Here is a 23,644-nt window from a genome sequence, read left to right as displayed (position 1 = left end):
TATGCCTACCGAAATCAAACTCCCCGCCCTTGGCGAAAACATTGACTCCGGCGACGTCCTCTCGATCCTCGTGAGCGAGGGCGACTCCGTCGACAAGGACCAGGACCTGCTGGAGATCGAGACCGACAAGGCCACGATGCCGGTCCCCAGCCCCGAGGCGGGCAAGATCACCAAGATCCTGGTCTCCGAGGGGGACACGGTTGAGGTCGGCATGGCGATCTTCGAGATCGAGGCCGGCGGCGGTGGAGCCGCGGCGGCCGCCCCCGCGAAGGAAGAACCCAAGCCCGAGCCGAAACCCGAACCCGAGCCAGAGCCGGCCCCCGAGCCCGCCGCTCAAGAGTCGAAACCGGACCCGAAACCCGAACCTGAACCCGAGCCGGAGCCGGCCCCTGCCGCCCCCGTGGCGCAGCCCGTCGCGAAGGCGACCGCCGCGTCGAACGTCGACCTGCCGGGCGACGGGCACTCGTCGGCCGCGGCCGGGCCGTCGGTCCGCCGGCTGGCCCGCGAGCTCGGCGTCGAGCTCCGCCGGGTGCGTCCCTCGGGCGAGGGCGGACGCATCACCGAGGACGACGTCCGCAACCACGTCCGCAAGGAGAGCGAGAAGGCCAACGCCGCGTCGGCCAGCAACGCCCCCGGGCGGCTCAGCTCCGACAGCCAGGGCGCGACCCGGGTCGAGAAGATGAGCCGCATGCGGCAGACCATCGCCCGCAACATGGTGGTCAGCTACACCACGATCCCGCAGCTCACCAACTTCGACGACGTCGACATCACCGAGCTCGAGGAGATGCGTCAGCAGTCCAAGGGCGACTACGCCAAGCGTGGGCTCAAGCTGTCGCAGATGCCGTTCCTGGTCAAGGCGATCGCCAGCAGCCTCAAGGCGCACCCGATCGTCAACGCGTCGGTCGACATGGAGAACAACCAGGTCATCTACAAGGAGTACGTGAACATCGGCATCGCGGTCGACACCGACCGCGGCCTCACGGTGCCCGTGCTCCGCGACGCCGACCGGATGAGCATCTCGCAGATCGCCCGCGGCCTGGACGACCTGGTCGCCAAGGCGCGGGACGGCAAGCTGTCGCTCGACGAGATGCAGGGCGGCACGTTCACGATCAGCAACATGGGCGCGGTCGGCGGCACGTACAGCACGCCGATCATCAACCCGCCGGAGGTGGCCATCATCCTGATCGGCCGCAGCCGCATGCTGCCGACGGTCGTCGAGGACGGGTCGATCGAGCCGCGGCTGATCATGCCGCTGTCGCTGACGTACGACCACCGCGTCGTGGACGGCGCCGACGCCGCCCGGTTCCTTAACGAGGTCAAGGAGCTGCTCGCCGCGCCGGGCCGGCTGCTGCTGGCCCCGTAACCGGCGGCGGTCGATCGCCAACGAGCGCAAGAGCACGATCCTATGTCCCTGCTGTACTGGATCCTGATCGGCCTGGCCGCCGGATGGCTGGCGAGCCTGCTCACCAAGTCGAGCAAACCGGGGCTGCTCGGCCTCTTGGTGGTGGGCATGGTCGGCTCGATGCTCGGCGGGACGCTGATCTGGCTGCTGGGGTTCTCGGCCAATACGCTGCTGGCCGAGCTCATCACCGCGACGGTCGGGGCGGTTCTGCTGATTGTGATGCTCCGCAGGTGGGTTTGGGGCGAGTGAATCGATAACGCGCTTTTCCGCAACCCTTGCCTAGTTCGCCAAATGCTATCGGCCGGCTGCTAGTATTGCTTATCATGGAAGGGTTGCCGCCTGGTCTCCCGGCGATCAACTTGCTCGCGGGCGTATCTGCCCGTCCGCGGCAACAACTCGGCGCCGCCGGAACCGGCGCCTTGTTCCGTGTGACAAGAATCTAAGCGGTGGGCGCGACCCCCGCAGCTAGAGGGGGTGCTCATGAACCGTATCCAGACCGCGTGGACCGCCCTGGCGGCCTGCGCGATGCTTGTCCTCTCCGCCGGTCAGGCCCCGGCGGTGGTGCTCCCTGTCCACGACGAAGACCACCTAGTGCACGTCGTTCCCGAGGCGGCGGGCGTGGCCGAAGGCGTGGGCCTGTACTCCTACGACAGCCGCAACCCCGTCTTCTCTAGCGGCTCGGCCACGGTCCCGGCGTTCAACAGCCGCCCCTCCGCCAGCGCCCAGCTCTTTCTCGATTTCGACGGGGTCGACTACGGCTTCACCTCTTGGAGCGGCAAGCTCCCAAGGCTCCGCCCCGCCTACGATGTCGACGGCGACGCCAGCACTTTCGGCACGAACGAGCTCAGCCGCATCGAACAGATCTGGTCGCGGGTCTCCGAGGCGTACTCGATGTTCGACATCAACGTCACGACCGTGGACCCCGGCAACTACAACCGCCGCGAGTCGGCCCACGTGGTGATCAGCGGCGACAACGACTGGTACGGCAGCGGCGGCGGCGTGGCGTTCATCGGCGGCTTCTACAGCAGCGGCTCCGGCATGGTGCAGCGGACCGCCTGGGTGTTCCCCGACAACCTCCGCGGCGGCGACGCCAAGGTCGTGGCGGACGCGGCTATCCACGAGGCGGGCCACCTGTTCGGCCTGCGGCACCAGAGCTCCTACAACGACGACGGCACCCTCAACGAGACCTACGACAACAACTCCGACTCGATCCTCCAGGCGCCCAACATGGGGGTCGCCTACAACGCGCGGCGCGGCCTGTGGTCGGTCGGCCCCACCACGTCGGCCTCGTCCAGCACGAACGATATCACCACCATCGGTTCAACCAGCTCCAACCGGTTCGGCTTCGTCGACGATGAAGCCGGGACCTCGTTCTTCAACGCCGAGCTCTACACCCCGTCCTCGACGCCGCAGCGGGGCGTGATCGCCTCCACGGCCGATTCGGACTACTACCGCATCGAGATCGACAACCCCAGCGAGGTCAGCCTGCTGGTGGACGTCGCCGAGTACGGGCCGAACCTCGACGCCCGGCTCGCCCTGTACGACAGCTCGTTCGCCCTCTTGTACGAGGACGACCCGGTGCTCAGCACCAGCCGCCGCTCGCTCATCGCCCGCTACGAGGGCGTGCTGGCGGCGGGCGACTACTACCTGCAGGTGACCTCGCACGGCGGCCTGACCTACGACTCCGGACGCCGCGACCGGTTCCTGCAGGACTCGGGGCAGTACTTCCTCAGCGGCCTGGTCACGGCGATGCCCGTGCCGGAGCCCGCCGCGGCGTTGCTGCTGGCGGTCTGCGCCGGCGTTGGCCTCCGCGGGCGGCGGCGGTAGCCTATCGAGCCACTTGCCGGCGCCGCGGGGCACGGGGATACTTGGGGTTCTCACCACCCGCCCCTCACGCCCTAGGAACCACACATGTCCCGCCCAGGCGCCGTCACGTTCAAAGGAAACCCCGTCACCCTCGCCGGCGACGCCCTGGCCGCCGGCCAGGACGCTCCCGACTTCACCCTGCACTTCTTCGAGGGCGGCATGCAGTCGCTCGCCAAGGGCGACCTCGCCGGCAAGCCAACCCTGCTGAGCGTCGTGCCGTCGCTCGACACGGGCGTCTGCGCCATCCAGACCAAGAAGTTCAACGAGCAGCTCGGCGAGCTGGGCGACAAGGTCAACGCGGTTACCGTCAGCATGGACCTGCCGTTCGCGATGAACCGCTTCTGCGGCGCCGAAGAAATCAAGAACATGAAGGTCGGCAGCGACTACCAGGACCGCAACTTCGGCGAGGGCTTCGGCGCACTGATCGAGGAGCTCAAGATCCTCTGCCGCGCCGCCTTCGTGATGGACGCCAGCGGCAAGCTGACCCACGTCGAGTACGTCAGCGAAGTCACCAACGAACCCGACTACGACGCCGCCCTGGCCGCCCTCAAGTCGGCCCTGTAGCTGCCCTGTAGCTGCCCAATAGTGGTTCTGTAGTGGCCTCGCCCCCGCCCACGGGAGGGAGCAAACCCCACGCACGCCGCGGCGAATTGTCACGTTCGCCGCGGCGTTTTTCGTGCCGGGCAGCCGGGCGCCTATAATGGGGCAGAATCGTTTCAAGCCGTTGGCCCACCCCCGCCCCTGCACAATGTTTCGCACTGCGCCCCGCACCGCTGCCCCCCTGCTCGCCGGAGCTGTCGTGGTCGGAGTTGTCGTCGCCGGCGCTGCGCTCATCGCCGGCTCTCAGGCCCCCCTGTCGCCGACTTCGCGCCGCCAGGAGCCAACCGCCGCCGCACACACGCCGACGCTCACCGCCGCAGCCGCCGCGTCGCCTGCCCTGCCGGGCGAGCCGATCACCCTCGGCGAGGGCGACCTGCTGACCGGCGTCCCCGGCGAGGGCCCGCTAACCAGCGACCAGCTCGACGCCTGGCTCGCCGACCCCGCCAACCACCGCCCGCTCGACGCGCGGCTGCCGCTCGGCCTGGCCGCCGGTCAGGGCGCCATCCAGGGCCTGGACAACAACCCGCTGACCCGCGCCAAGATCGAACTCGGCCGTCAACTCTACTTCGACCCGCGGCTCTCGTCCGACGCTTCGGTGAGCTGCGCGTCGTGCCACACGCCGGACCTCGGCTACGCCGCCGACACCCGGTTTGGCGTCGGGATCGAGGGGCTCGAGGGGAGCCGCAACTCGCCGACCGCCTTCAACCGCATCCTCTCCGCCCGTCAGTTCTGGGACGGCCGCGCCGCCACGCTCGAGGAGCAGGCAGTCGGCCCGATCGCCAACCCCATCGAGATGGGCAGCACCCACGAGGCGTGCGCCCAGTGCGTCGCCGGCGTCGCGGGCTACCAGCGGCAGTTCGACGCCCTCTTCCCCGACGGCGTCACGATCGACAACATCGGCCGCGCGCTCGCCAGCTTCGAGCGCGCCGTGGTCACCGGCACCGCCCCCTGGGACTACCACGACGCGCTCCGCGCCTTCCAGCGCAACTTCGCCGAGGACCTGGAGTACCTCGAGGAGGACGACCCCGAGCTCTACGAACAATACCAACGCCTCCAGCAGCAGGCGGCCGCGCACCCGCTCTCCGAATCGGCCCGCCGCGGCGGCGAGCTGTTCTTCGCCGAGCGGTCGGGCTGCACACAGTGCCACGTCGGCGCCAACTTTAGCGACGAGCTCTACCACAACCTGGGCGTCGGCCTCGACCAGGAGGACGAAGACAAAGTCGACGAGGACATCGACTGGGGCCGCTATGTCGTGACGAAACAGGACGCCGACCGCGGCGCGTTCAAGACCCCCACCCTGCGCAACGTCGACCAGACCGCCCCCTACATGCACGACGGCTCCCAGGCGACCCTCGCGGAAGTCATCGAGTGGTACGACCAAGGGGGACACCCCAACCCGTTCCTCAGCGACAAGATCAAGCCGCTCAAGCTCACCAAGCAGGAGAAGGCCGACCTGGTCGCGTTCATGAAGTCGCTCACCGGCCCGCTGCCGAAGGTCGAAACCGGCCGTCTGCCGAAGTAGCCCCGCGAAGCAAACCCGCGGCCACTTTTGTCCCTTACTTGCCTATCGATTGGTAGGGACAAAAGTCCGGCCCGTTCTCGGGCGCCGGATGCCCTAAGCTCTTTTCGATAAACACCTTGCGGCGACCGCCCAACCGAGTGATCGCCTACTTTTTTCCCATCCTGCGCGCCAACGCGGACAAAAGTACTTCGAGTCACCACCAACCTGTCGGAGCCGCCTCCCACAGCGATTCGCCTAGCGCGCAGCTCTGCCGACACCACTATTATTGGACCGCGCGGGACGGCGATTCTCTACGGAAAAATGGCGAGACGGCTCAGGTGAATCGCAGCAGTGCCTCACTGCCCGCGAGCATCCAACCAGGAAGATCGCGGAAGAGATGGGCGGGTAGAAACTTCAAGAATCTTACCAAATTCCCTTGATGTCGATTTCCATAGACAGTAACGTCTATAGAAATCGACAAACCAAGGAGACCGCCCCGTGGCCCGCCCCGCTTCGCGATACCCCACCGAGCTCGAGCTGCAGGTCCTGCAGATCTTGTGGCAGGCCGGCGAGAGTTCCGCCATGAGCGTCCGCGACGCGTTGGCCGAGGAGTGCGACCGCGACCTCGCCCGCACCTCGGTCGTCACGACGCTCAACGTGATGGCCGACAAGGGCTTGGTCGACCGTCGGCCGCAGGGCCGCGCGTTCTTGTTCTCGCCGGCGGTGAGCCGGGAAGAAGTGTCCCAAGGGATGCTCGGCGACCTGCTCGACCGGGTGTTCGAAGGCTCGGCCGAGGCGCTGCTGCTCAACCTGCTCGACTCCGAGCACGTCGACGACGACGATCACCAGGCCCTGCGCCGGCTCATCAACCGCAAGCGTCGGGGAGGGAAGCAATGAACCTGTCCGCCTACCTCACGCCGCAGACTTCGGCCTGGCTGGTCGAGTCGCTCGCCCACGTGCTCTGGCAAGGGACGCTCGCCGCGGTTCTGGCCGCGCTGGCGTGCCTTGTGCTCCGCCGCCGCGACGCCCGCGCTCGCTACGCGGTCTACTGCGCGGCGCTCGGCCTGACCGCCGCCTGCTTGCCGCTCAACCTCTGGCTCACCGCGCCGGGCGTGGCCGCGGTTGCGCCGGCGGTGGCCGGCCTCACCCCCGAAGCATCCCCCGCCGGAGCGATCGGGCCGACCAGTACCGACTACGCCCCAGGGCTCGCCGTTGAGCCGCCAAGTACGCTTAGCCGGACCGCCGGTCTGCCCAAGATCGAAGCCGCTCCCGAACCGCCTGTGGCGGTCAACGCCAAGCCGGAGCCATCGTGGGAGTCGGCCTCGCAGTGGCTCGTCACGGCTTACGTCGTGGGCGCCGGCGCGATGGCGATCCGGCTGCTGCTGGGGCTGTACGGGTGCCAGCGCCTGCGGGCGACTGCCCGGCCGATCGAGGAATCCCGCCTGCCCGAACTGCTTGCGCGGATCGGCGAGCGGGTGCGTCTCGACGTGCTTCCGCTGGTCGCCTACTCAACCCGCGTCGCCACGCCGGTCGTGGTGGGGGTCGTCAAACCGGCCATCCTGCTGCCCGCGGCGATCCTCAATCAGCTGACCACCGAGCAGGTCGAGTCGCTGCTGCTGCACGAGCTGGCCCACATCCGCCGGTACGACCACCTGGTGAACCTGCTGCAGCGGGTGGTCGAGGCGGCCCTGTTCTTCCACCCCGCCGTGTGGTGGCTGAGCCACAAGATCGGCGTCGAGCGCGAGCACTGCTGCGACGACCTGGCGATCCGCTGGGGGAGCGAGCCGTGCGACTACGCCGAGTCGCTGGTGCGGCTGTCGGAGCTCCGCTACCAGACCGCCGGCCTGAGCACCGCCGGCGCGGCGGCGTTGGCGGCGACCGGGCCGCGGGCTAGTCAGCTACGCGGCCGGGTGCTGCGGGTGCTCGGCATGCCGCTGCCGGGGCCGAGCGTTGGATTGACGCGGGTCGGCGTTGGGGCGCTTCTGCTGGCCAGCGGCTTGCTGTTCGCTAGTCCCACGCTCTGGCAGGCAGAGGCGGCCAACGAGGACAAACCGACGGAAGAGAGCGTGCTGGAGCACGGCGAGTCGGAGGGGACCGCGACCCTTTCCGGCCAGATCGTCCTCGAGGACGGCGCCGCCGCCACGGTCAAGGGGAACGTGTACTACTACACGCGATACGCCAACGGCAACTTTGCCAGCATCGCGGGCAAAAGCTACGTCGATCGCTTCTCAATGGAGGTCGACGCCGGCACGAGCTGGCTGACCTACTACGCCGAGGGCCACGCGCCGGCCTGGACCGAGCAGCTCGAGTTGGCGCCCGGCGAGCACCGCGACGACATCAAGCTCGTGCTGCGCCCGGGCGTCTCGCAACGGGTGCGGGTGGTCAACGAGCAGGGCGATCCAATCCCCGGAGCGACCCTGGTCGCCCATCCGGAGATCCACACTCACATCGGCGGTCCCAACTTTGAGTTCCAGACAGACCAGCGCGGTGAGCACGTGCTGCAGCACCTGGCGGCGACCCGGTACTCGTTCCGGGTGGAAGCCCCCGGCTACGAGCCGTTATTGGACCGCATCGTGGAACTACGGCCTGGTAAGGTAATCGCTCTCGAGCTAGTCGCGGCCGCCAAGACCAACGGCGTCGTGCGGGGGCCGGACGGGAAGCCCCTGGCCGGGGCCAAGATCCGTCTGGTTCACGAGGTCAACCCATCATCCAATCGCGCGTTTAGCGACCAGCGGCGGCACGAGTGGTGGGGTGAAGCGTATGCGACAACCGATGACCGTGGGGCCTTCACGCTCGACCGCCTGACGCGTGGATCGAGGTACCTGGCGATCTTCGAAGCCGACGACGGCGCCCGGGCGGTCTACCACGGGTTGGAAGCGGGCCAGTCGCTCGAGATCGTGGTCCCCGAGCGGCGTGACTTGTTCGTCAACCTCACCGGTGACCTGAGCCGGCTCAAGAAGGGCAACTGGGATCCCCGCGTCAGCGTGCGTCAACGCGTCACGTTCGAGCCTTGGCCTGAAGGGGCGACGTACGCCGAGCTGTTGGGCGCCGGCGTCGTGATCGAATCTACGCCCACCGGCGGCCGCGCCGTGCTGCGTGGCTTGGCGGTCGACCTGAACGCCGCGATCGAGGAGCAAGAAGTCGAGGTCTATCTGCCGGGCAACGAGGGCTACGAGCAGACCGTCGGATTTGCGCCGGAGGGCGATACGGTGGTAGAGATTAAGATACGGGACAATGAGCCGGCGGAGACCGACGCCGCCCCGTCCGAAGAGCAACCGGCTTCCGCCAACGCGGCGGACGGGCCTACCCCGGATTCCCTAGTCCGGACCGCGCTGGAGCAGTTGCGCGAGGCGGTCGCCTCGATCCGCACCGCCAGGCTACAGTTGAGCCATTTTCACCAAGGTCCGTCGCTCTTCGCCGCCGGGTCATCGCCCAATGACCTCGCCCAGTTGGCGGTCGAGCACAACCTGGTCGAAGCCCCCGACGCGCTGACAGACCTTCTGCAGGCCGCGAACGCAATGAACGAACGCTCAACTTCGCCCTGGAGTCAGCTAGAACTGTACCTGCAGATGAGCGACGGCAGGCCCACGCACATCCGCGAAAGCAGATCTTGGCCTGGACGCGACGAATCGCACGTGCATATCCAGGCAGACGATGTCTCAATCCAGTGGGATGAGGCGAATTCGCAATTGGATCTGGCACCACGCGCCGCCGACCGCCTCGCCATCACGACGCTCAGAGATGTCCTACCGGTCATGGGACCCGAGTTCCTGGACAAAGCAGCGTTCGAGCCGGCCCGCCGCACGATGCACCGGGGAAAGACTGCGAGTGTCGCGAACGTCGCGAGCCCGGCGGGCGACGCGGCCTCCCTGTTCTTCGATCCCGAGAGCGGCCTGCCGATCGAACTCGTCTTGCGGCACGGCGCCACCGAGCGTCGGTCCCAGTGGCTCGGGTGGCGGCGGCAGTCCGGCGTTCCCGTGCCGACGGTCATCACGCAGTTTGAATCGCGCGCCGGGCAGATCCAGCGCGCGTCAATCTTGCGTGTCGGTCTCGCGCGGTTCAACACGCCGCTGCCGGAGTCGGTGTTCCAGCTGGGCGCCCCCGCCGGCGCGACGGTTGTCGACACGCGGGACGGCCACAGCGTCCGGAGGCTGCAGCGTGACGTGTTTGATGTCACCTCCCGAGAAGAGGTTCGGGCGGCCACCGAAACCCGCCGGCGGGAACTGACCGAGACCGAGCAACGGGCGGTCGACGAGCTCCGCCAAGCGTACGTGCTCGCCGACGGCGAGGTGCTCAATCGCTTTGGCCCGCCCTACCCGCTCGCGAGGAACTACCTCCGCCACCTGCTGCGACCAGGCTCGGCCCCGGGGCGGCAAGAGTTCTTCTACTTCCTGAAGTGGCAGGACGGCAAGCCGGAGCACCACTTTGGCATCGGCGGCCGGGCGCCCAAGCTCGCAGACCTAACGACGTACCTCCTGCGGCAGCCGAGCGTCGATGTCGACATCGCAGAGGAACTGCTCACGCTCCCCCTGCCGGGCGACTACCTGTTCCGCGCCGATGCGACACGGGACCAACTCGCCGAAGCCCTGTCCCAACTGGTCAGCGACGAGCTGGGGCGACCGGTCAGGGTCGTCTTCGAACAGGTCGATCGGCTGGTTTACATCGCCAGCGGGACGCTGGCCCTCAATGAAGAGGAGATGACGCGTCGATCGATCCGCGGCGAGGACCAAGCGGTCCTCACCGTCAACAGCGGCCCGTACGAGGGCGACCACGGGGAGCAGATCAGCTTCGGCGACCTGCCGAATCTCCTCACCGACTTAGGCGAGTACATCGGCGTTAAAGTCGTCAACGATACCCCGCCGTCCTCCGAGCGGCTCACCTGGTCGAAGCGCTGGTACGACACGAACACCGTGCCGAAGGAGAAGCGGTTCCGGGTCGACCCCGACACGGTCCTGCAGGCCGTGACCGCTCAGACCGGTGTTGAGTTCGAGAAGTCGAGCTCCCAGGTGACCATCCTGCGGGTCCGCGATCATTAGCGGAGTTTTCGCGACAGCGAGTACTCCCGCCTTCGCCCGCATGGCGTCACCCTACGCATCAGGCAGTCACCTCCAGCGTCGCGACAGCCAGCGGGCTAGCAGGGTCGCCCGGGCGTGGACGCCGAAGTGGCGATAGATCTGCTTCGTGTAGTGGTTCACGGTGTGACGCGACAGGTCGAGCCGAGCGGCGATCTGGGTGTCGCTGTCGCCCTCTAGCTGGCAGTGCAGGACCTGCTGCACCCGCGGCGGTAGCTGCGAGGGCCTGGGTTCGCGCCAGCTCGCCAGCGGCCCACCAATCAGCCGCGCGAACTCTTCGTGGACAAGACGGATCAGCGCTGCCTCGTGGTGGTCGCGTTCGGCGGCTTCTCTTGATGGCTGCGCGGTGAACGGGCCCCGTGCGTCGGGCCTCTAACGAACAACGCCGGCTACGGCTCCCTCATGCGGGCGTCGTCCGGCGTTTCGTCTTTCTGCTTCGCGCCTGGGTGGCGGTCGATCAGCGACACCGCAAACATGAATAGCGCCACCGCGGCGATCACCGAGAGGGCGATGCCGCCGATGGTTTCGATCAGGTCGTAGGATTCGTGCGGCATGTCGATTCCAGGGGGTCACTCGGGGCGCGACGCCCACCACTCGAGCAGGAACAGCACGGCCGCGCCGGCTGCCAGAACGGCGCCGAACACGTCGAGGTCGTTGCCGAGGCCCCGCGGGCTGAACGCCTGGGCGACCACGCCGACGGCGGAGCCCAAGACGCCGGCCAAGACAACGATGCTGATAGCGATGAGTCGCATGCAGTAGCCCTCGGTTGCCCGTGGGGAGTGGTCTCGGGGTCAGTCGCGCTCGACGCGGGTCTCGATGACCTCGGCGTCGATTATTTCATCGCGGCCTCCGCCGCGGGGGATCTCGCCGCGGCCACCGGGGAAGCCGCCGCGGGGCTGGCCCATCGTGGGGCCGCCAGGGCCGCCCGAAAACGCCGTGGTCACCTTCACGTTGTGCGCGGCCCAGGCCTTGAGAGCCCGTTTGACCCCGGCCCGCAGCGGCGGGATTAGCAGGCAGAAGCCGAAGGCGTCGGTCAGCACGCCGGGCGTGATCAGCACGGCCCCGGCGACCAGGATCAGCGCGCCGTCGAACAGCGCGTCGCCCGGCATCTTGCCGCCGGCCATCTCGCCGCGGATCCGGGTGAGCGTCTGCAGGCCCTGCTGCTTGGCGAGCGCCGCGCCGAGCACGCCGGTCAGCAGCACCAAAGCGATGGTGGCGAAGAAGCCAATACCGTCGGTCGCCAACCGGTACAGGATGGCAAACTCCGTCATCGGCAGCGCGATGAACAGCAGCATGAGGAAGATTAGTGGCACGTCAGACGATCCTAGGCGACGGCCGCGGCGGGGGCAATTGGCTGCGGCGCGCTACCGGAAGGGAATCCGCGGGGCGGGCGAGCGGCCGGCAGTCCGGGGCCCCAGGCTATTCGCCGCCCAGCGGGTTTGCTTGGGGCAGCGCGGCGGCGGGCGGGCGGATCAGCAGGTGCAGCGCAACCGGCACGGCGCCAATCAGCAGGATGCCGGCGTAGTTGGCCGCCAGGTCGAGCAGCTCGGCGCCGCGGTACGGCGTGAACAGGTTGGTGGCCTCCTCAACGGTGCAGAGGGCCGCGGCGATCAGGGTCCCCCACAGCAGCGTCCGCCACGGCTTACCCCACCGGCTGCCGATCAGCCAGCAGTTGAGCAGCAACGCGAATCCGCCGGAGATCATCAGGTGCAGCAGCTTGTCGCCCATTGGCAGGGCGTGCAGCTGGCTGATGCCGGGCGGGTACTGACCGAGGTCGGCGAAGACCGCCATGGCGGCGCCGAACAAGACGTAGGCAGAGAGGATCCATCGCATAGGAGTAAACTCGGTCTCTCGGCGGGGCGTCCTGGCGGCAATCCCATCGCCCGGGCAAGGTTCGGGCGAGCGCGATTCCGACTGGCGCTGTTCTAGTAGCCGGACGGCCGTGTCCGGCGGAGGGGGAGCTGTATTCTACTTAGTCGCCCGGACGAGGCCACTGTCGGAGCCACTGTCGGGGCCGCTGCCGGAGCCACGGTTTGGTCCATTGTCGGCCGACGGCTCTTCGGTCCGCCCGGATGGGGGGCGCCGGGGGGACGCGACCCGCATTTCGGCCGGCACGACTGGCGTGACGTTGCGGGGGACGCCGGGAGTGAGGTCGCTGCGGACTACCACGATGTCGCTCTTGCCCTCGCCAGCGGCCGCCTGACCGCTGTAGTTGACGAACATGTCGCGGTCGACGGCGGGGCAGTCGCACCGCACCTGGAAGCGGACGTGTCCGTCCTGGTGCAGCACGTTCTGGCCGCCGTTCACACCGTGGTTGACGCTGACCCAGCCGTGCTCGGTGTAGGTCGGCGCGTCGCTTAGGAGCGGCGAGCGCGAGCTGTCGAAGTACTTGATCGGGAGGTACCTGCCGTTGTCGATGTAGCCGATGCGGTAGGCGTAGCTGCCGGCCATCCACCGGCGGATCCTGGCGAGCAGTTCGCCCTTGGCCTGCTGGAGCTGCTGGGCGGTGGGCGCCACGACGACGAACTGCGAGTTGGACTCGCGGAGCTGATCTTGCAGCCCCGACGCGCGGCACCACAGCAGCCGCTGCAGTTCACGCTGCGACATCTGGCCACTCTCGACCAGCCGCACGGCGAACATGCCGGCGTTCTCGTCGGGCCCGATCACGGGGTAGAAGTCGCCGTGGTTGTCGGCGTACCGGAAGAGCGCCTGACCGATCTGGCGCATGTTGTCTTGGCAGAGGGCTCGGCGGGCCGACGCGCGGCTCTGCGGCAGCGCGGGCAGCACCATCGCGGACACCGCCAGCAGCACACCGGCCGCGACGCAGACGTCCACAAACGTGAACCGCGAGCGATTGCACGGCGAGTCGACGCCGTCGTGGATAGCGAGCGCTTTGGAGATTGCGCCGGCGGTGCGGTCGGCCAGCCCCTCGGGGCAGCCCCCTTCGGCGGCCAGGGCGGCGGCCTCGGGGCAGTCGGCGGTGGGCTCGTCCTCGTTGTGCGACCCCTCCAGGCACGAGCGGATCTGCTCTAGCTCTTTCCGCAGGCAGGGCTCGTTGGCCAACCGGGCCTCGAGGGCGGCGCGCTCGGCGTCGTCCAACTCTCCCAGCAGGTAGCAGACAAGCTTCTCGCGCATCGGACGACGGCTTCCGGTTGCAGATCGTGTGGCGGGGGCCCGGCGACGCAGTGGAGGGACGCCGCCGGGCGTCACGCTAGTTTAACCCGTAACACGGAAGGCCGCCGAGAAAATCGGGCGAACCGCCAGACCCTGCCCCGGGGGGTGGGCCCAGCATGCCGACGCTGCCTGTTGCGGCTACTCCCAGTCGCGCCAGGCCTTGCCGAGCTGACCGATCGCCGAGTGCAGGCGGCTCTTCACCGTGCCGACTGGCACCGACAGCTCCGCGGCGGCCTCGCGATACTTGAGGCCGTCGAAGTACACCAGCGACACCGCTGATTGGAGCTGTTCGGGCAAGGCGGCGACTGCCTTCCGTACCCACTCCATACGCTCGCGGCGGTCGAAGCGTTCGTTCGGTCCGATTTCTTTGCTGCCTAAGAGATCGATTAGGGCGCCCACTTCTTCGCTCTCCGAGCGGTTGGGCTTATCGAGGCTGACCGCCTGGTGACGCTTGTTGCGACGCTGCAGGTCGATCGCCTGGTTGGTGGCGATGGTGTAGAGCCAGGGGCGGAACTTGCGGCCCGAGTCGAAACTCTCGGCTTTCAGGTGCACCTGCAGGAAGGCCGCCTGGAACGCGTCCTCGGCCATACCGGCGTCACCCAGATAGCGACGCAGGTAGTTGTAAAGCTCACGCTCGTAACGCTTTATGAGCGTAGCGAGGTGGCCGCCCGACGAATCACGCTGGTGATCCGCGAGGACCTGTTCGTCCGTGCGTGCCTGTTTGTCAGCTTTAGCCATCGCGGGCTCCAATGTTCCGGTAGCGCCGGTGGTGAGACCGGCATTGACGTTCTCGCGATCCTCCGTGGTCCGCTTGTTCATGGTCACGAACTCCTGCATCACAGGGCTCGACGCCAAAGGGGAACGAAATCCTTGCTTCCCCGCCGTCTGAAAAAGTTTTCCAAGTGCCCTCGCGTCCTCCGTTGCGATTCCCTGGGCCTTGGGGTGAGCCGGCTGGGTGTGGACTCCGCCACGACCGGCTCGGATCGAATCCAACACAAGCGACGGTAAGAACTGCCTCTCTCAAGAGCTCTCAGAAATCGATTGTACCGACTCGACTGGTATAACTAGGACGCAACCCGTGTGCCAGAAGGCACTTGCGGCGCCGCACTCTGGTCCGCGTTCACTCCCTAAGTCGTTACATTCCGTTTACTTACGCATTCTTAGGTGGTGTCGGTTCGGAGAAATTCGGAAAAAAACGGCCGCTCCGGTCCTGCCAATTTTGCATGACTTTGTAGCCCGGACACCTAGTGGCTGTCGCATTTACAGCCGCCGGCGTATCAACCTGAGACAACCCTGGCCGGCAGGCTGCCGTGCCAGAACTCGCCCGCCGCAGCATTTTTATTCGCCGGCGCCGGCCACTTCTTAGGTATTGGAACCCAGCAACCGACAAAAGTTCCCCTGAAAACCGCAGAACAGCCCGCCAAGCCGCAGCAGCCCCCCAAAGACAGTCGCCGGCCGCGGTTCGTTGCCGCAATCTTTTTCCCGATCGGCGGCCGTCCCGCTTGCGATCGGGCAGACTTGGGCATGTGGAAGCCTCTGAATCTGCCGCCCTACCTGGTGCTGCTGCCGGCAATCGAACCGCCGACAACCGGGGCGTCACTGGACCCCCGCTCAGACCGCCGTTCAGATCCCCGTTCAGACCCGCGCCACCTGCGACCCGCTGACGCGGCGCACCAGGCCGCGAACCTCCAGCACGCTGATGGTCGAGAGCACCCGATGGACCGGGACGCCTGACTGTTGGACGACCGCGTCCATCTGCGTCGGCGCGGCGGCGATTGCTTGGAGGACCGCCTGCTCGACCTCGTTCAGGTTCAGCTCGGCCACGTTGCGGAGCTCGCCGCCGTCGTCGGTCGTGACCCCCTCGACCAGCGGGCCGAGTTCTTCGAGCACGTCATCGACCGAGCCGACCAATTTCGCGCCGTCCTGGATTAACTTGTGGCATCCCCGCGACAGCCGGCTGTCGATCGGCCCCGGCACGGCGAACACCTCGCGGCCCTGCTCGCCCGCGTGCCGGGCGGTGATCAGCGAGCCCGAGCGATCGGCCGCCTCGACCACGACCACGCCGAGCGAGATGCCGCTGATCACCCGGTTGCGTTGGGGGAACGCGCCGCTCATCGGCGGGCGGAGCAGCGGGGCCTCGCTGAGGACGCAGCCCTGCGCGGCGATCGCGAGCGAGAGCTCGGCGTTCTCGGGCGGGTACGGCTTGAGCAGGCCGTTGGCGAGCACCGCGATGGTGCGTCCGCCGGCCTCCAGCGCGCCTCGGTGCACCGCCGTATCGACGCCCCGCGCCATGCCGCTCACCACCGTGACGCCCGCCCGGGCGAGGCCCGCGGCGAGCCGCTCGGCCTGAGCCAGCCCGTAACGGGTGGCGTGCCGCGAGCCGACGATGGCGACCGCCAACTGGTCGCGGGGCGTGAGCTCGCCCCGCACGAATAGCAGCGGCGGCGGGTCGGGGATCTCGCGGAGGGCGCGGGGGTAGTTGTCGCCGTGGCGGAGGACAATCTGCACGCCGTGGCGCGCGGCGCGGTCGAGCTCGGCCTGGGCGTCGATGGCGTCGGTCGCTGACGCGATCCGGTCGGCCAGTGTCCGGCCCACGCCGTCGACGCGGGTGAGCTCGTCGGCTCCGCGGGCGAGGATCTGCTCGGCCCCGCCGAAGGCGGCCTGCAGGTTCTGCCGTAGACGCGGGCCGACGCCGCGCACCATCGTCAGGCGGAGCTCGGCGAGGAGCTGCTGGTCGTCAGTCGCGGGCATCGTCGGAGCGGCAGAGGGACGCGGATCCCGGCGCACGCCGCGCTGGGGCTAGCCGCAGTCTAATTGCCCGACGAACGCTCTGCAGAACTTTGCACAGCGGCGGCGGTCGCCGCTATCGGACCGCCCGGGTGTCGACGCCGGGGGCGCGGGCCTCGCAGAAGAGCTTGATCAGCTCCGCGACGCCCTTGGCGCCCATCTTGGTCATGATCTTGGCGCGGCGCAGCTCGACCGTGCGGAGCCCGATGCTGAGCGTCTTGGCGGTCTCTTTGTTGGCGAGGCCCTCGAGCATGCAGTCGAGCACCTGGCGTTCGCCAAGGGTGATGGTCTTGAGGCGCTGGCGGAGCTCCATCGTGCGGAGCCGCTGACCCTCGGTCTCGCGGCCGTACTCGAGCGCCTCGCGGATGGCGGAGCAGGCGTCCGCGTCCGTCGACGAGAGGTCGATCACGTCGCGGGCGCCCTGGCGGATCGCCGAGACCACGTCCGCCAGCCGCGGCGAGTCGCAGGCCGCCACGACCGGCAGGCCGGGGTGCACCTGGTTGACGAACTCGGGCAGCTTCTGGGAGAGGATCTCGTGCAGCGGACCGACCAGCAGCATGCAGTGCTCTTCGGTCGCGTCTTGCGCCGGGGTGGGCATGCCCTCGCGCTTGATCATCCGCGCGGTAAGGTCCTTGTGCTGCGCGCTGGAGTCGTCGGCCCAGGCGCCGGCGTTCTCGTAGATGTGCGGCCTCACGCCACACTTGTCCATCAGCATCTTGACGATGTGCAGATAGTCGGTGCTTACGGGTATTGCGCTGAGCTCGTTCACAATCAATGACTTGGGACATTAGGCTTGAGCTTGCCTCGCGCTGCGGCGAACCGGTCGCGCACAATCAGCACAAGCTCCGTAGCGAAAAGCACAGAAGTGGAACACTTCCGTGACCCTAAACACGCGTCGTGGGTCCCCTCAATAAACTCATTGTCGGCTGTAATAGCAACGCCGGACAACTGAAATGGCGGTCAACTTATACGGAATACGGATAGCCGGAACCGTTCACCGCATCGATTCAACCACGGCCTGCTGAGCTGGCGAGTCGAACAGCTGGACTTCTCCGATGCGGGTCGGCAGCACAAAGCGAATCTTGCCATCCTGCACCTTCTTGTCGCGCCACATCAGCGAAACCAGCTCCGCGGGGTCCTGCCCCGCGGGGAGCGATGTGGGCAGCCCCAGCTTCTCGAGCAAAGCCACCTGCCGGCTGGTGGTTCCCGAATCAATCAGGCCCATGCTCTCGGCCAGCCGCGACGCGCAGACCATGCCGATTGAAACGCCCTCGCCGTGCAGCAGCGGGCCGTAGCCGGTGGCGGCCTCGAGGGCGTGGCCAAACGTGTGCCCGTAGTTGAGGATCGCGCGGCGGCCAGACTCCTCGCGCTCGTCGGCCTCGACAACCTCGGCCTTGAGCTGGCAGCTGCGGGCGATGATCTGGATGAGGGTCTGCGGGTCTCGGTTGTTGATGGCGTCGGCGTTGGCTTCGAGCATCGCGAAGAAGTCGGCGTCCATGATCACGCCGTACTTGACCACCTCGGCCAGGCCGGCGCGGTAGTCGCGGTCGGTCAGCGTAGAGAGCACGTCGATGTCGATGACCACGCCGTGCGGCTGCCAGAACGCGCCGACCATGTTCTTGGCGCCCGGCAGGTTCACGCCCACCTTGCCGCCGACCGAGCTGTCGACCTGCGAGAGCAGCGTGGTCGGCGCCTGGAAGAACGTCAGGCCGCGGGCGTAGCTGGCCGCGACCCAGCCGGCCAGGTCGCCGACCACGCCGCCGCCGACCGCCAGCACGACCGACTGCCGGTCGGTCCCCTCCTGCAGCATGGTCTCCCACAGCTCGGCCGCGACGTCGACGTCCTTGCTCGCCTCTCCGGCGTCGACCGTCATGACGTTGACCTCCAGGCCGGCCTCGACCAGCTGGTCGGCGACTCGGTCGGCGTGCAGGCCGTCGACGTTGTCGTCGGTAATCAGCACGACGTGCTTCGCCTTGCGGCGGTCGGTGATGAACGACGCCGCGCCGGCCAGCAGGCCCTGCCCGATGTGGATGTCGTAGCCGCGCTCGGCCAGGTTCACGCGGACGGTCGTTGCAGGTTCGGACATGAGTAGTCGTGGGTAGGTCGCGGGCCGTAGACAGGCCGCGGGGGTGGGCGATGGATAGGGGCCGGGATCGAATCCCCCATCATACCCTGACCGGCCCGCGGGCGGCAGAACGCCCGGCCGCTACGGGTCCCGCCATTGGCCGCGTCTCGGACCGCGACGCTGGCCCCGACTCAAGAAGCCCGCCGCTGCTGGGGCTCGCCCAGCAGCTCGTCGCACGCCCGCAGCGCCTGGTCGGTCGTCAGCCACGAGAAGCAGTTGCGGTGAACGCACGCCCTGCCCTGCTTCGGCTGGCAAGGCCGGCACGCGACCTCGACCTCCACCATCCGGGCCGCCGGTGACAGCGGGTAGAACTTGCGCACGTTGGCCGGCCCGTACAGCCCGACCGTGGGCGTGCCGGCGGCGGTCGCGATGTGCAGCGGCGCGGAGTCGTTGGTCACGAACAGCCGCAGCCGGCTGATCAGCTCGAAGGCCTCGAACAGAGGCAGCGCCGACGTGTCGACCACCGGGCCCTTGATTCCGGCCGCAACCCGCTGGACAACCTCCCGTTCGGCGGGGCCGCCGAACAGCAGCACCGGCCCGCCGGTGCGGGCCTGCAGCGACGCGCCGACCTCGGCGAAGCGTTCTGCCGGCCAGCGTTTGTACTCGTACGAGCCGCCCGGGTTGAGGCCGACCAGCTCTTTGCCGACCAGCCGCTGCTCTTGCAGGAAGCGGTCGACATTCTCCTTGGCGGACGCCGGCGTGTGGAACGACAACCGCGGCTCGCCCCGCAGCGAGTCCGGTTTGAGCCAGCCCGCCTCGACCAGGTAGCGGAGGTTCGACACCGCGGCGTGCTCCGTGGCGGTCTCGTTGCGGTCGTCGAACTTGAACCGGGAGTGCAGCAGCCTGCTGAGCGGCTGACGCGCGTTGCCGACCCGCCGATCGCCGCGGGCGGCGAGCGCCACCAGCGCGCTGTCGGTCACGTTGTGCAGGTCGACGATCAGGTCGTAGTGCTCGCGCCGCAGCTCCCGCACGAACTGGGAGGCGAGCCGCGCCGCTTCGCGCACAGCGCCCCCGCGGGCGGCGGCCGAGATCTTCTTCTTGGGCAGCAGCAGCCGGCGGTCGACCAGCGGGTGGTGCTGCAGGGCGGCGCCAAACCGCTGGTAGGTCGCGACGTCGATCTTGACGCCCGGGTAGCGCTCGGCGAGGGCCGTGATCGCCGGCGTGGTGAACATCACGTCGCCCAGCGAGCTGAGCCTGATCAAGAGCACCCTCATGCGGCGTCCCCCGTAGTACTGCGGCCGGCGGACAGCAGCCGCGCGAGCATCGCGTCGCACCGCTCGGCGACCAGGTCGACCGAGATGGCCCGCATCGCGTAGTCGTCGGCTCCGGGTCGTTTGCGCTGCGGGCCCTCGTCGAGCTCGACCTGGATCCGCTGGTTGTGCTCGCCGTACGCGCCGCACCACGACGCGCGGCTTGGGCCGTGCAGGCTCACCGCCGGCGTGCCGACCGCGACCGCCAGGTGCATCGGCCCGGTGTCCGATCCGACGAAGAGCGTCGCGCGGCGTTCGAGCGCCGCGAGCTGAGTGAGCGAGGTGTCGGGCGCGAGCCGCGCGGCCGCGCCGCTAGCGTCGACAATGGTCTGGGCGAGCCGGCGTTCCTGGTCGCCGGCCCAGGCGACCACGGTCGGCACGCCGTGCGACCGCCGCAGCCGGGCGGCGAGCTCACCGTACCGCTCCGGCGGCCACTGCTTGGAGGTCCAGCCGGCGCCCGGGTTCATGACGAGGAACCGACCCGACTCGAGCCCGCCCTCGGCGAGCAGCCGGTCGGCGAAGGCCGCGTCGGCCGCGGACTCGGGCAAGCGGAACTCGACCTTGGGGTTGTTGATCCCCAGCGGCGTGAGGATGCCGAGGTACTGGTCGATGACGTGCCGCGCACGGACGAGCGTCCGCACGTTGTTGAGCGCGCGGCTGAACTCCCGGCCGTTGCGTCCGGCAACGCCGAGCCGGCGGGGGGCGCCGCTGAGCCAGGCCGCGAGCGCGCTCTTGGTCAGGCACTGCAGGTCGACCGCCGTGTCGAAGCGGCGTTGGCGGAGCGTTTTGCGCAGCCGACGGGTCTCGCCCCAGCTGCGGTACCACCGCCGCGGGGCGCGGATCACCTCGTCGAGGGCCGGGTGCCCCTCTAGCAGCTGGGCGCCGGCGCCCTCGACCACCCAGCTGATGTGCGCGTCCGGGAACGCGTTGCGCAGCGCGCACAACGACGGCAGCCCATGAATAACGTCGCCGATGGCGGTCAGGCGGACGATCAGGATGCGTTGCGGTGCAGGCAAGGGGCTCACCCGAGGCCTCGCTTGGTTGGCGGCGGAGTCGGCGCGCAGCTCCGCTGCGCGGGCCGGCATGATAGTGGCACCCGCCGCTGCGACCAAGGCGGATCGGAGGGCCGTGGATGGCAAGCTGGGCAAGCCTTGCCGATTTTATCGAAAAGTCCGTCGGTTTCGGTTAGGCCGACCCGCCGGACGGTCGATACCTCCCACAGCGGGGATCCACGGCGACCGTTCTCCGTGTGGCAACGCCCTGACGCATTGCGAGTTTCCCGTTCGTCTGGAGAAAGCAATCATGCAAGCAACCTCAATCTACCGCATTGCCCTTGGCTTGGCGTGCGTCGCGTCTCTCGTTCCCGCCGGTGTGGCGCAGGAAGTATCTTTCGTGGACGACTACAGCGCTGCTAGCAGCCGCTACCCGCTGCCCCAGCCGCAGTCGTCGCCGACGGCACGCCGCGTCGGCCGCTCGGTCTCGCAGACCAGGATCCCGGCCGGGACGCCGATGCCGTCCAGCATGTCCCGTGAGCAGGCCGCCCGACTGTTCACGCAGCAGGCGAGCGACAACGCGCCGCAGAAGAGCGGCGGCGCGCTGAGCAAGCTGACCTCGGGCTTCAAGGGCTTGTTCTCCCGCGACGACTCGCGGCAGTCGGCCGCCAACAACCCGCCGCAGCAGCCGCCCCGCGGCATCCAGCAGGCCGGCTTCGCCGGCGGCCGGACCGGCTCACCCCAAACGCCCCAGGCCTCGGCCCCGATGGCCGGCCGCCCGGCAAACGGCGGGCTGAACCTCCGCCAGGGCGACGATCGTCAGGGTCTGTTCGACTACCTCGGCTCGCAGACCGGCAGCGGCTCGGCCAGCAAGCCGGCCGCCAGCTCCAATCAAAACATGGTAGCCTCGCAGAGCAGCTCACGTGGCTCGACCTCCAGCTCGCGTGGCTCGACCCAAAGCTCGCGTGGCTCGACCCTCAAGACGCGGAGTCGCAACAGCAGCAGCTCGGGCCCGAGCTCGCTGCCGATGCTGAGCAGCCCGCCGCAGCAGTCGATGCCCCAGGCGGTCGTGCAGTCGCCGATGCCCGGCAATTCGTCGCGTCCGCTGGCCCCGGCCAAGCCGAGCGACGACGTCGTGATGATCAGCGACGAGCCCGCCGCGCCGCGTGTCGCCGCCGCTCCGATGCCCATTCAGCCGGCCGCCCCGATGTCGATCGCCTCGCAGCCGGTTGCTGCCGAGCCGATGGTGATCATCGCGTCGGACGACCCCGCGGATGACGAGATGGTGGTAGCGACCGACGACGAGCCGCTGTTCGTCTCGGACCTCGAAGAGACCCACACCGCGGCGGCGATGCCCGCCCCGGTTGCAGAGCCGGCCAAGCCAATCATCGCGGCCCAGTCGGCGCCGCTGCCCGTAGTCACCGGCCCGACGCCGCAGCCGCTGGTGATGGACAACCCGATGATCAACGAGCCTGCTCACGCGATGCCGGTCGTGACCGCCGCCCCGCGGCAGGTCGCCCAGACGCCGCAACCGGTCAAGCAGGCCGCTCCGCAGCCCGTCATGCAACCGGCCAAGAAGCCGGCCGCGCGGGTCGCCGTGCTGCCCAACCCGGTGGCGGTCGCCGCCGAGGAGCAGCGCAAGGAGCCCTCCGACCGGGCCGCCGCCCTGCTCGCCGAAGCCCACTACATGGCCCGCGACGCCCAGAGCGAAGAAGACTTCACCCGCGTGGTGCAGCAGTGCCGCCACGTGCTCGCGATCGACGAGTCGACGGTCGCGGTGTCGTACAGCAACGAGCTGGCCTCTTGGGCGCTCAACAAGCGTGGCGAGCTGAAGGCTGACCTCGGCATGGTCAAGGAGGCGATGGCCGACTTCGACGAGGCCGTCACGAAGGACGCCGGCCAGTGGCGGGCGATCCACAACCGCGGCGTGCTGATGGCCCAGGCCGGCAAGTTCGCCGAGGCGTTCGACGCCTTCAACAAGACGATTGAGCTGAACGGCGAGTTCGCCAAGGCCCACTCGAACCGCGCCTCGCTGTACGTGCAGGCCGGTGAGTTCGAGACCGCCCTGGCCGACTACAGGCGGGCCATCATGCTCGACCCCGACCTGGTGGTCGCCCACAAGGGCCGCGGCCGCGTCTGCCACGTGGTCGGCCGGCTGGAGGAGGCCCTGCAGCACTTCGAGGCCGCCGCCGCGCTGGCGCCCGATGACGCCGGCATCGCCACCTGCCGGGCCGACCTGCTGGTCGACATGGGCCGCTACTCTCAGGCCGCCAGCGGTTATGTGCGGGCGATCGAGATCGACCCGGCCGACCCCATCGCGCACCGCAACCTGGCCTGGCTGCAGGCGACCTGCCCCGACCGTTCGTACGTCGACGGCGAGCGGGCCCTGGCCAACGCCGAGCGGGCGATTGAGCTAGCCGGTGGCGAGGACGACATCTGCCTCGACACGCTGGCGGCCGCCCAGGCCACCGCCGGCGACTTCGCGGCCGCAGTAGAAACCATCAAGCAGGCCATCGCCCTGGCGCCCTCTGCCGATCAGGGCGAGTACGCCGAGCGACTCGAGCTGTACCAGCAAGAGAAGCCGTTCCGCTCGCACCCGGCGGGCGTGCGTCAGGCCAGCTACGCAGGCGAGAGTGGGGCCGGGCTAAAGTAGAGATTCGTTGAGCTAGCGAGGTCGGCCGCCGCCCGCGAGGCACTCGGGGCAGTCCGAAGAGGCAGGCAGCAGTCGACAAGATTGGGGGGGACGTGAGGGCCCGGTCGCAAGACCGGGCCCTTCGGTTTTTAGGGCCCTGTTTCTGGCTGCTGATGTTCTAGCAGCGGGGTTCTATCTGCGACAATTCCCAGGGCAGGACCCGTCGCGGCTCCGCCCCGCACA

20 protein-coding genes are annotated in these 23,644 nt (G+C 68.5%); 8 read left to right on the top strand and 12 right to left on the bottom strand.

Features of this window, described 5'->3' with window-relative positions; translation table 11 throughout:
• The first annotated feature begins 1 nt into the window (after position 1).
• The 7 genes from Pla123a_RS01365 to Pla123a_RS01335 all read left to right on the top strand — a co-directional run bounded on the left by Pla123a_RS01365 (position 2) and on the right by Pla123a_RS01335 (position 10,405).
• Entirely contained in the window at positions 2 to 1,363 is a 1,362-nt protein-coding gene (locus Pla123a_RS01365; RefSeq protein ID WP_146583725.1) for a dihydrolipoamide acetyltransferase family protein, read from the top strand.
• Between the two features lie 42 nt (positions 1,364 to 1,405).
• Entirely contained in the window at positions 1,406 to 1,651 is a 246-nt protein-coding gene (locus Pla123a_RS01360; RefSeq protein ID WP_146583724.1) for a GlsB/YeaQ/YmgE family stress response membrane protein, read from the top strand.
• A 231-nt stretch (positions 1,652 to 1,882) separates the two neighbouring features.
• On the top strand, positions 1,883 to 3,229 hold the full coding sequence (locus Pla123a_RS01355) for a zinc-dependent metalloprotease family protein (RefSeq protein WP_146583723.1): 1,347 nt from the start codon (positions 1,883 to 1,885) through the stop codon (positions 3,227 to 3,229).
• A gap of 84 nt (positions 3,230 to 3,313) precedes the next feature.
• The gene (gene tpx, locus Pla123a_RS01350; protein ID WP_146583722.1) at positions 3,314 to 3,832 is read left to right on the top strand and encodes a thiol peroxidase; all 519 of its coding nucleotides are present in this window, start codon (positions 3,314 to 3,316) and stop codon (positions 3,830 to 3,832) included.
• Between the two features lie 184 nt (positions 3,833 to 4,016).
• Positions 4,017 to 5,390, top strand: coding sequence for a cytochrome-c peroxidase (locus Pla123a_RS01345; protein ID WP_146583721.1), 1,374 nt, complete (start codon positions 4,017 to 4,019; stop codon positions 5,388 to 5,390).
• A 477-nt stretch (positions 5,391 to 5,867) separates the two neighbouring features.
• Positions 5,868 to 6,266: a BlaI/MecI/CopY family transcriptional regulator gene (locus Pla123a_RS01340; protein ID WP_146583720.1), complete on the top strand. Its 399-nt coding sequence runs from the start codon at positions 5,868 to 5,870 to the stop codon at positions 6,264 to 6,266.
• Positions 6,263 to 10,405 carry a M56 family metallopeptidase gene (locus tag Pla123a_RS01335; RefSeq protein ID WP_146583719.1) on the top strand — a complete coding sequence of 1,381 codons (4,143 nt, stop codon included), beginning with the start codon at positions 6,263 to 6,265 and terminating at the stop codon, positions 10,403 to 10,405. Before Pla123a_RS01340 ends, Pla123a_RS01335 begins: the two co-directional genes overlap by 4 nt.
• Positions 10,406 to 10,471: 66 nt before the next feature.
• Here the strand turns inward: Pla123a_RS01335 and Pla123a_RS01330 are convergent, their stop codons facing one another.
• The 12 genes from Pla123a_RS01330 to Pla123a_RS01280 form a co-directional block, all read right to left on the bottom strand.
• Positions 10,472 to 10,690, bottom strand: coding sequence for a helix-turn-helix domain-containing protein (locus Pla123a_RS01330; RefSeq protein ID WP_261342741.1), 219 nt, complete (start codon positions 10,688 to 10,690; stop codon positions 10,472 to 10,474).
• A gap of 140 nt (positions 10,691 to 10,830) precedes the next feature.
• The gene (locus Pla123a_RS24405) at positions 10,831 to 10,995 is read right to left on the bottom strand and encodes a hypothetical protein (protein ID WP_197527581.1); all 165 of its coding nucleotides are present in this window, start codon (positions 10,993 to 10,995) and stop codon (positions 10,831 to 10,833) included.
• A gap of 15 nt (positions 10,996 to 11,010) precedes the next feature.
• Entirely contained in the window at positions 11,011 to 11,193 is a 183-nt protein-coding gene (locus Pla123a_RS01325; RefSeq protein ID WP_146583717.1) for a hypothetical protein, read from the bottom strand.
• Positions 11,194 to 11,232: 39 nt separating this feature from the next.
• Entirely contained in the window at positions 11,233 to 11,754 is a 522-nt protein-coding gene (locus tag Pla123a_RS01320) for an FxsA family protein (RefSeq protein WP_197527580.1), read from the bottom strand.
• A 106-nt stretch (positions 11,755 to 11,860) separates the two neighbouring features.
• Positions 11,861 to 12,274, bottom strand: a complete 414-nt coding sequence (locus tag Pla123a_RS01315; RefSeq protein WP_146583716.1) for a hypothetical protein — start codon at positions 12,272 to 12,274, stop codon at positions 11,861 to 11,863.
• 135 nt (positions 12,275 to 12,409) lie between these two features.
• Positions 12,410 to 13,576, bottom strand: a complete 1,167-nt coding sequence (locus Pla123a_RS01310; protein ID WP_146583715.1) for a DUF1559 family PulG-like putative transporter — start codon at positions 13,574 to 13,576, stop codon at positions 12,410 to 12,412.
• A gap of 177 nt (positions 13,577 to 13,753) precedes the next feature.
• Positions 13,754 to 14,434, bottom strand: a complete 681-nt coding sequence (locus Pla123a_RS01305) for an RNA polymerase sigma factor (RefSeq protein ID WP_231956295.1) — start codon at positions 14,432 to 14,434, stop codon at positions 13,754 to 13,756.
• 816 nt (positions 14,435 to 15,250) lie between these two features.
• A complete protein-coding gene (gene dprA / locus Pla123a_RS01300; protein WP_146583714.1) occupies positions 15,251 to 16,366 on the bottom strand; it encodes a DNA-processing protein DprA in 1,116 nt (371 codons plus the stop codon).
• 112 nt (positions 16,367 to 16,478) lie between these two features.
• Positions 16,479 to 17,171, bottom strand: a complete 693-nt coding sequence (locus Pla123a_RS01295; RefSeq protein WP_146583713.1) for a response regulator transcription factor — start codon at positions 17,169 to 17,171, stop codon at positions 16,479 to 16,481.
• 225 nt (positions 17,172 to 17,396) lie between these two features.
• Positions 17,397 to 18,488, bottom strand: coding sequence for a 3-dehydroquinate synthase (aroB, locus tag Pla123a_RS01290; protein ID WP_146583712.1), 1,092 nt, complete (start codon positions 18,486 to 18,488; stop codon positions 17,397 to 17,399).
• Positions 18,489 to 18,658: 170 nt separating this feature from the next.
• Positions 18,659 to 19,741, bottom strand: a complete 1,083-nt coding sequence (locus Pla123a_RS01285) for a glycosyltransferase family 9 protein (RefSeq protein ID WP_146583711.1) — start codon at positions 19,739 to 19,741, stop codon at positions 18,659 to 18,661.
• Entirely contained in the window at positions 19,738 to 20,793 is a 1,056-nt protein-coding gene (locus tag Pla123a_RS01280; protein WP_197527579.1) for a glycosyltransferase family 9 protein, read from the bottom strand. The genes Pla123a_RS01285 and Pla123a_RS01280 overlap by 4 nt, the downstream gene beginning before the upstream one ends.
• A gap of 286 nt (positions 20,794 to 21,079) precedes the next feature.
• Between Pla123a_RS01280 and Pla123a_RS01275 the strand changes: the two genes are divergently transcribed.
• Complete coding sequence (locus tag Pla123a_RS01275; protein ID WP_146583709.1) at positions 21,080 to 23,422, top strand: tetratricopeptide repeat protein; 2,343 nt, start codon at positions 21,080 to 21,082, stop codon at positions 23,420 to 23,422.
• Positions 23,423 to 23,644 lie beyond the last annotated feature (222 nt).

This window comes from Posidoniimonas polymericola (assembly GCF_007859935.1).
Classification (GTDB): Bacteria; Planctomycetota; Planctomycetia; order Pirellulales; family Lacipirellulaceae; genus Posidoniimonas; species Posidoniimonas polymericola.
This window is presented reverse-complemented; position numbering and strand designations above follow the sequence as displayed.

What these genes read in the sequence shown, in the direction of transcription:
- Pla123a_RS01365 (WP_146583725.1), top strand. Translation starts at nt 2, where the DNA reads ATGCCTACCGAAATCAAACTCCCCGCCCTTGGCGAAAACATTGACTCC.
- Pla123a_RS01360 (WP_146583724.1), top strand. Translation starts at nt 1,406, where the DNA reads ATGTCCCTGCTGTACTGGATCCTGATCGGCCTGGCCGCCGGATGGCTG.
- Pla123a_RS01355 (WP_146583723.1), top strand. Translation starts at nt 1,883, where the DNA reads ATGAACCGTATCCAGACCGCGTGGACCGCCCTGGCGGCCTGCGCGATG.
- tpx (WP_146583722.1), top strand. Translation starts at nt 3,314, where the DNA reads ATGTCCCGCCCAGGCGCCGTCACGTTCAAAGGAAACCCCGTCACCCTC.
- Pla123a_RS01345 (WP_146583721.1), top strand. Translation starts at nt 4,017, where the DNA reads ATGTTTCGCACTGCGCCCCGCACCGCTGCCCCCCTGCTCGCCGGAGCT.
- Pla123a_RS01335 (WP_146583719.1), top strand. Translation starts at nt 6,263, where the DNA reads ATGAACCTGTCCGCCTACCTCACGCCGCAGACTTCGGCCTGGCTGGTC.
- Pla123a_RS24405 (WP_197527581.1), bottom strand. Translation starts at nt 10,995, where the DNA reads ATGCCGCACGAATCCTACGACCTGATCGAAACCATCGGCGGCATCGCC.
- Pla123a_RS01325 (WP_146583717.1), bottom strand. Translation starts at nt 11,193, where the DNA reads ATGCGACTCATCGCTATCAGCATCGTTGTCTTGGCCGGCGTCTTGGGC.
- Pla123a_RS01315 (WP_146583716.1), bottom strand. Translation starts at nt 12,274, where the DNA reads ATGCGATGGATCCTCTCTGCCTACGTCTTGTTCGGCGCCGCCATGGCG.
- Pla123a_RS01310 (WP_146583715.1), bottom strand. Translation starts at nt 13,576, where the DNA reads ATGCGCGAGAAGCTTGTCTGCTACCTGCTGGGAGAGTTGGACGACGCC.
- Pla123a_RS01305 (WP_231956295.1), bottom strand. Translation starts at nt 14,434, where the DNA reads ATGAACAAGCGGACCACGGAGGATCGCGAGAACGTCAATGCCGGTCTC.
- dprA (WP_146583714.1), bottom strand. Translation starts at nt 16,366, where the DNA reads ATGCCCGCGACTGACGACCAGCAGCTCCTCGCCGAGCTCCGCCTGACG.
- aroB (WP_146583712.1), bottom strand. Translation starts at nt 18,488, where the DNA reads ATGTCCGAACCTGCAACGACCGTCCGCGTGAACCTGGCCGAGCGCGGC.
- Pla123a_RS01285 (WP_146583711.1), bottom strand. Translation starts at nt 19,741, where the DNA reads ATGAGGGTGCTCTTGATCAGGCTCAGCTCGCTGGGCGACGTGATGTTC.
- Pla123a_RS01275 (WP_146583709.1), top strand. Translation starts at nt 21,080, where the DNA reads ATGCAAGCAACCTCAATCTACCGCATTGCCCTTGGCTTGGCGTGCGTC.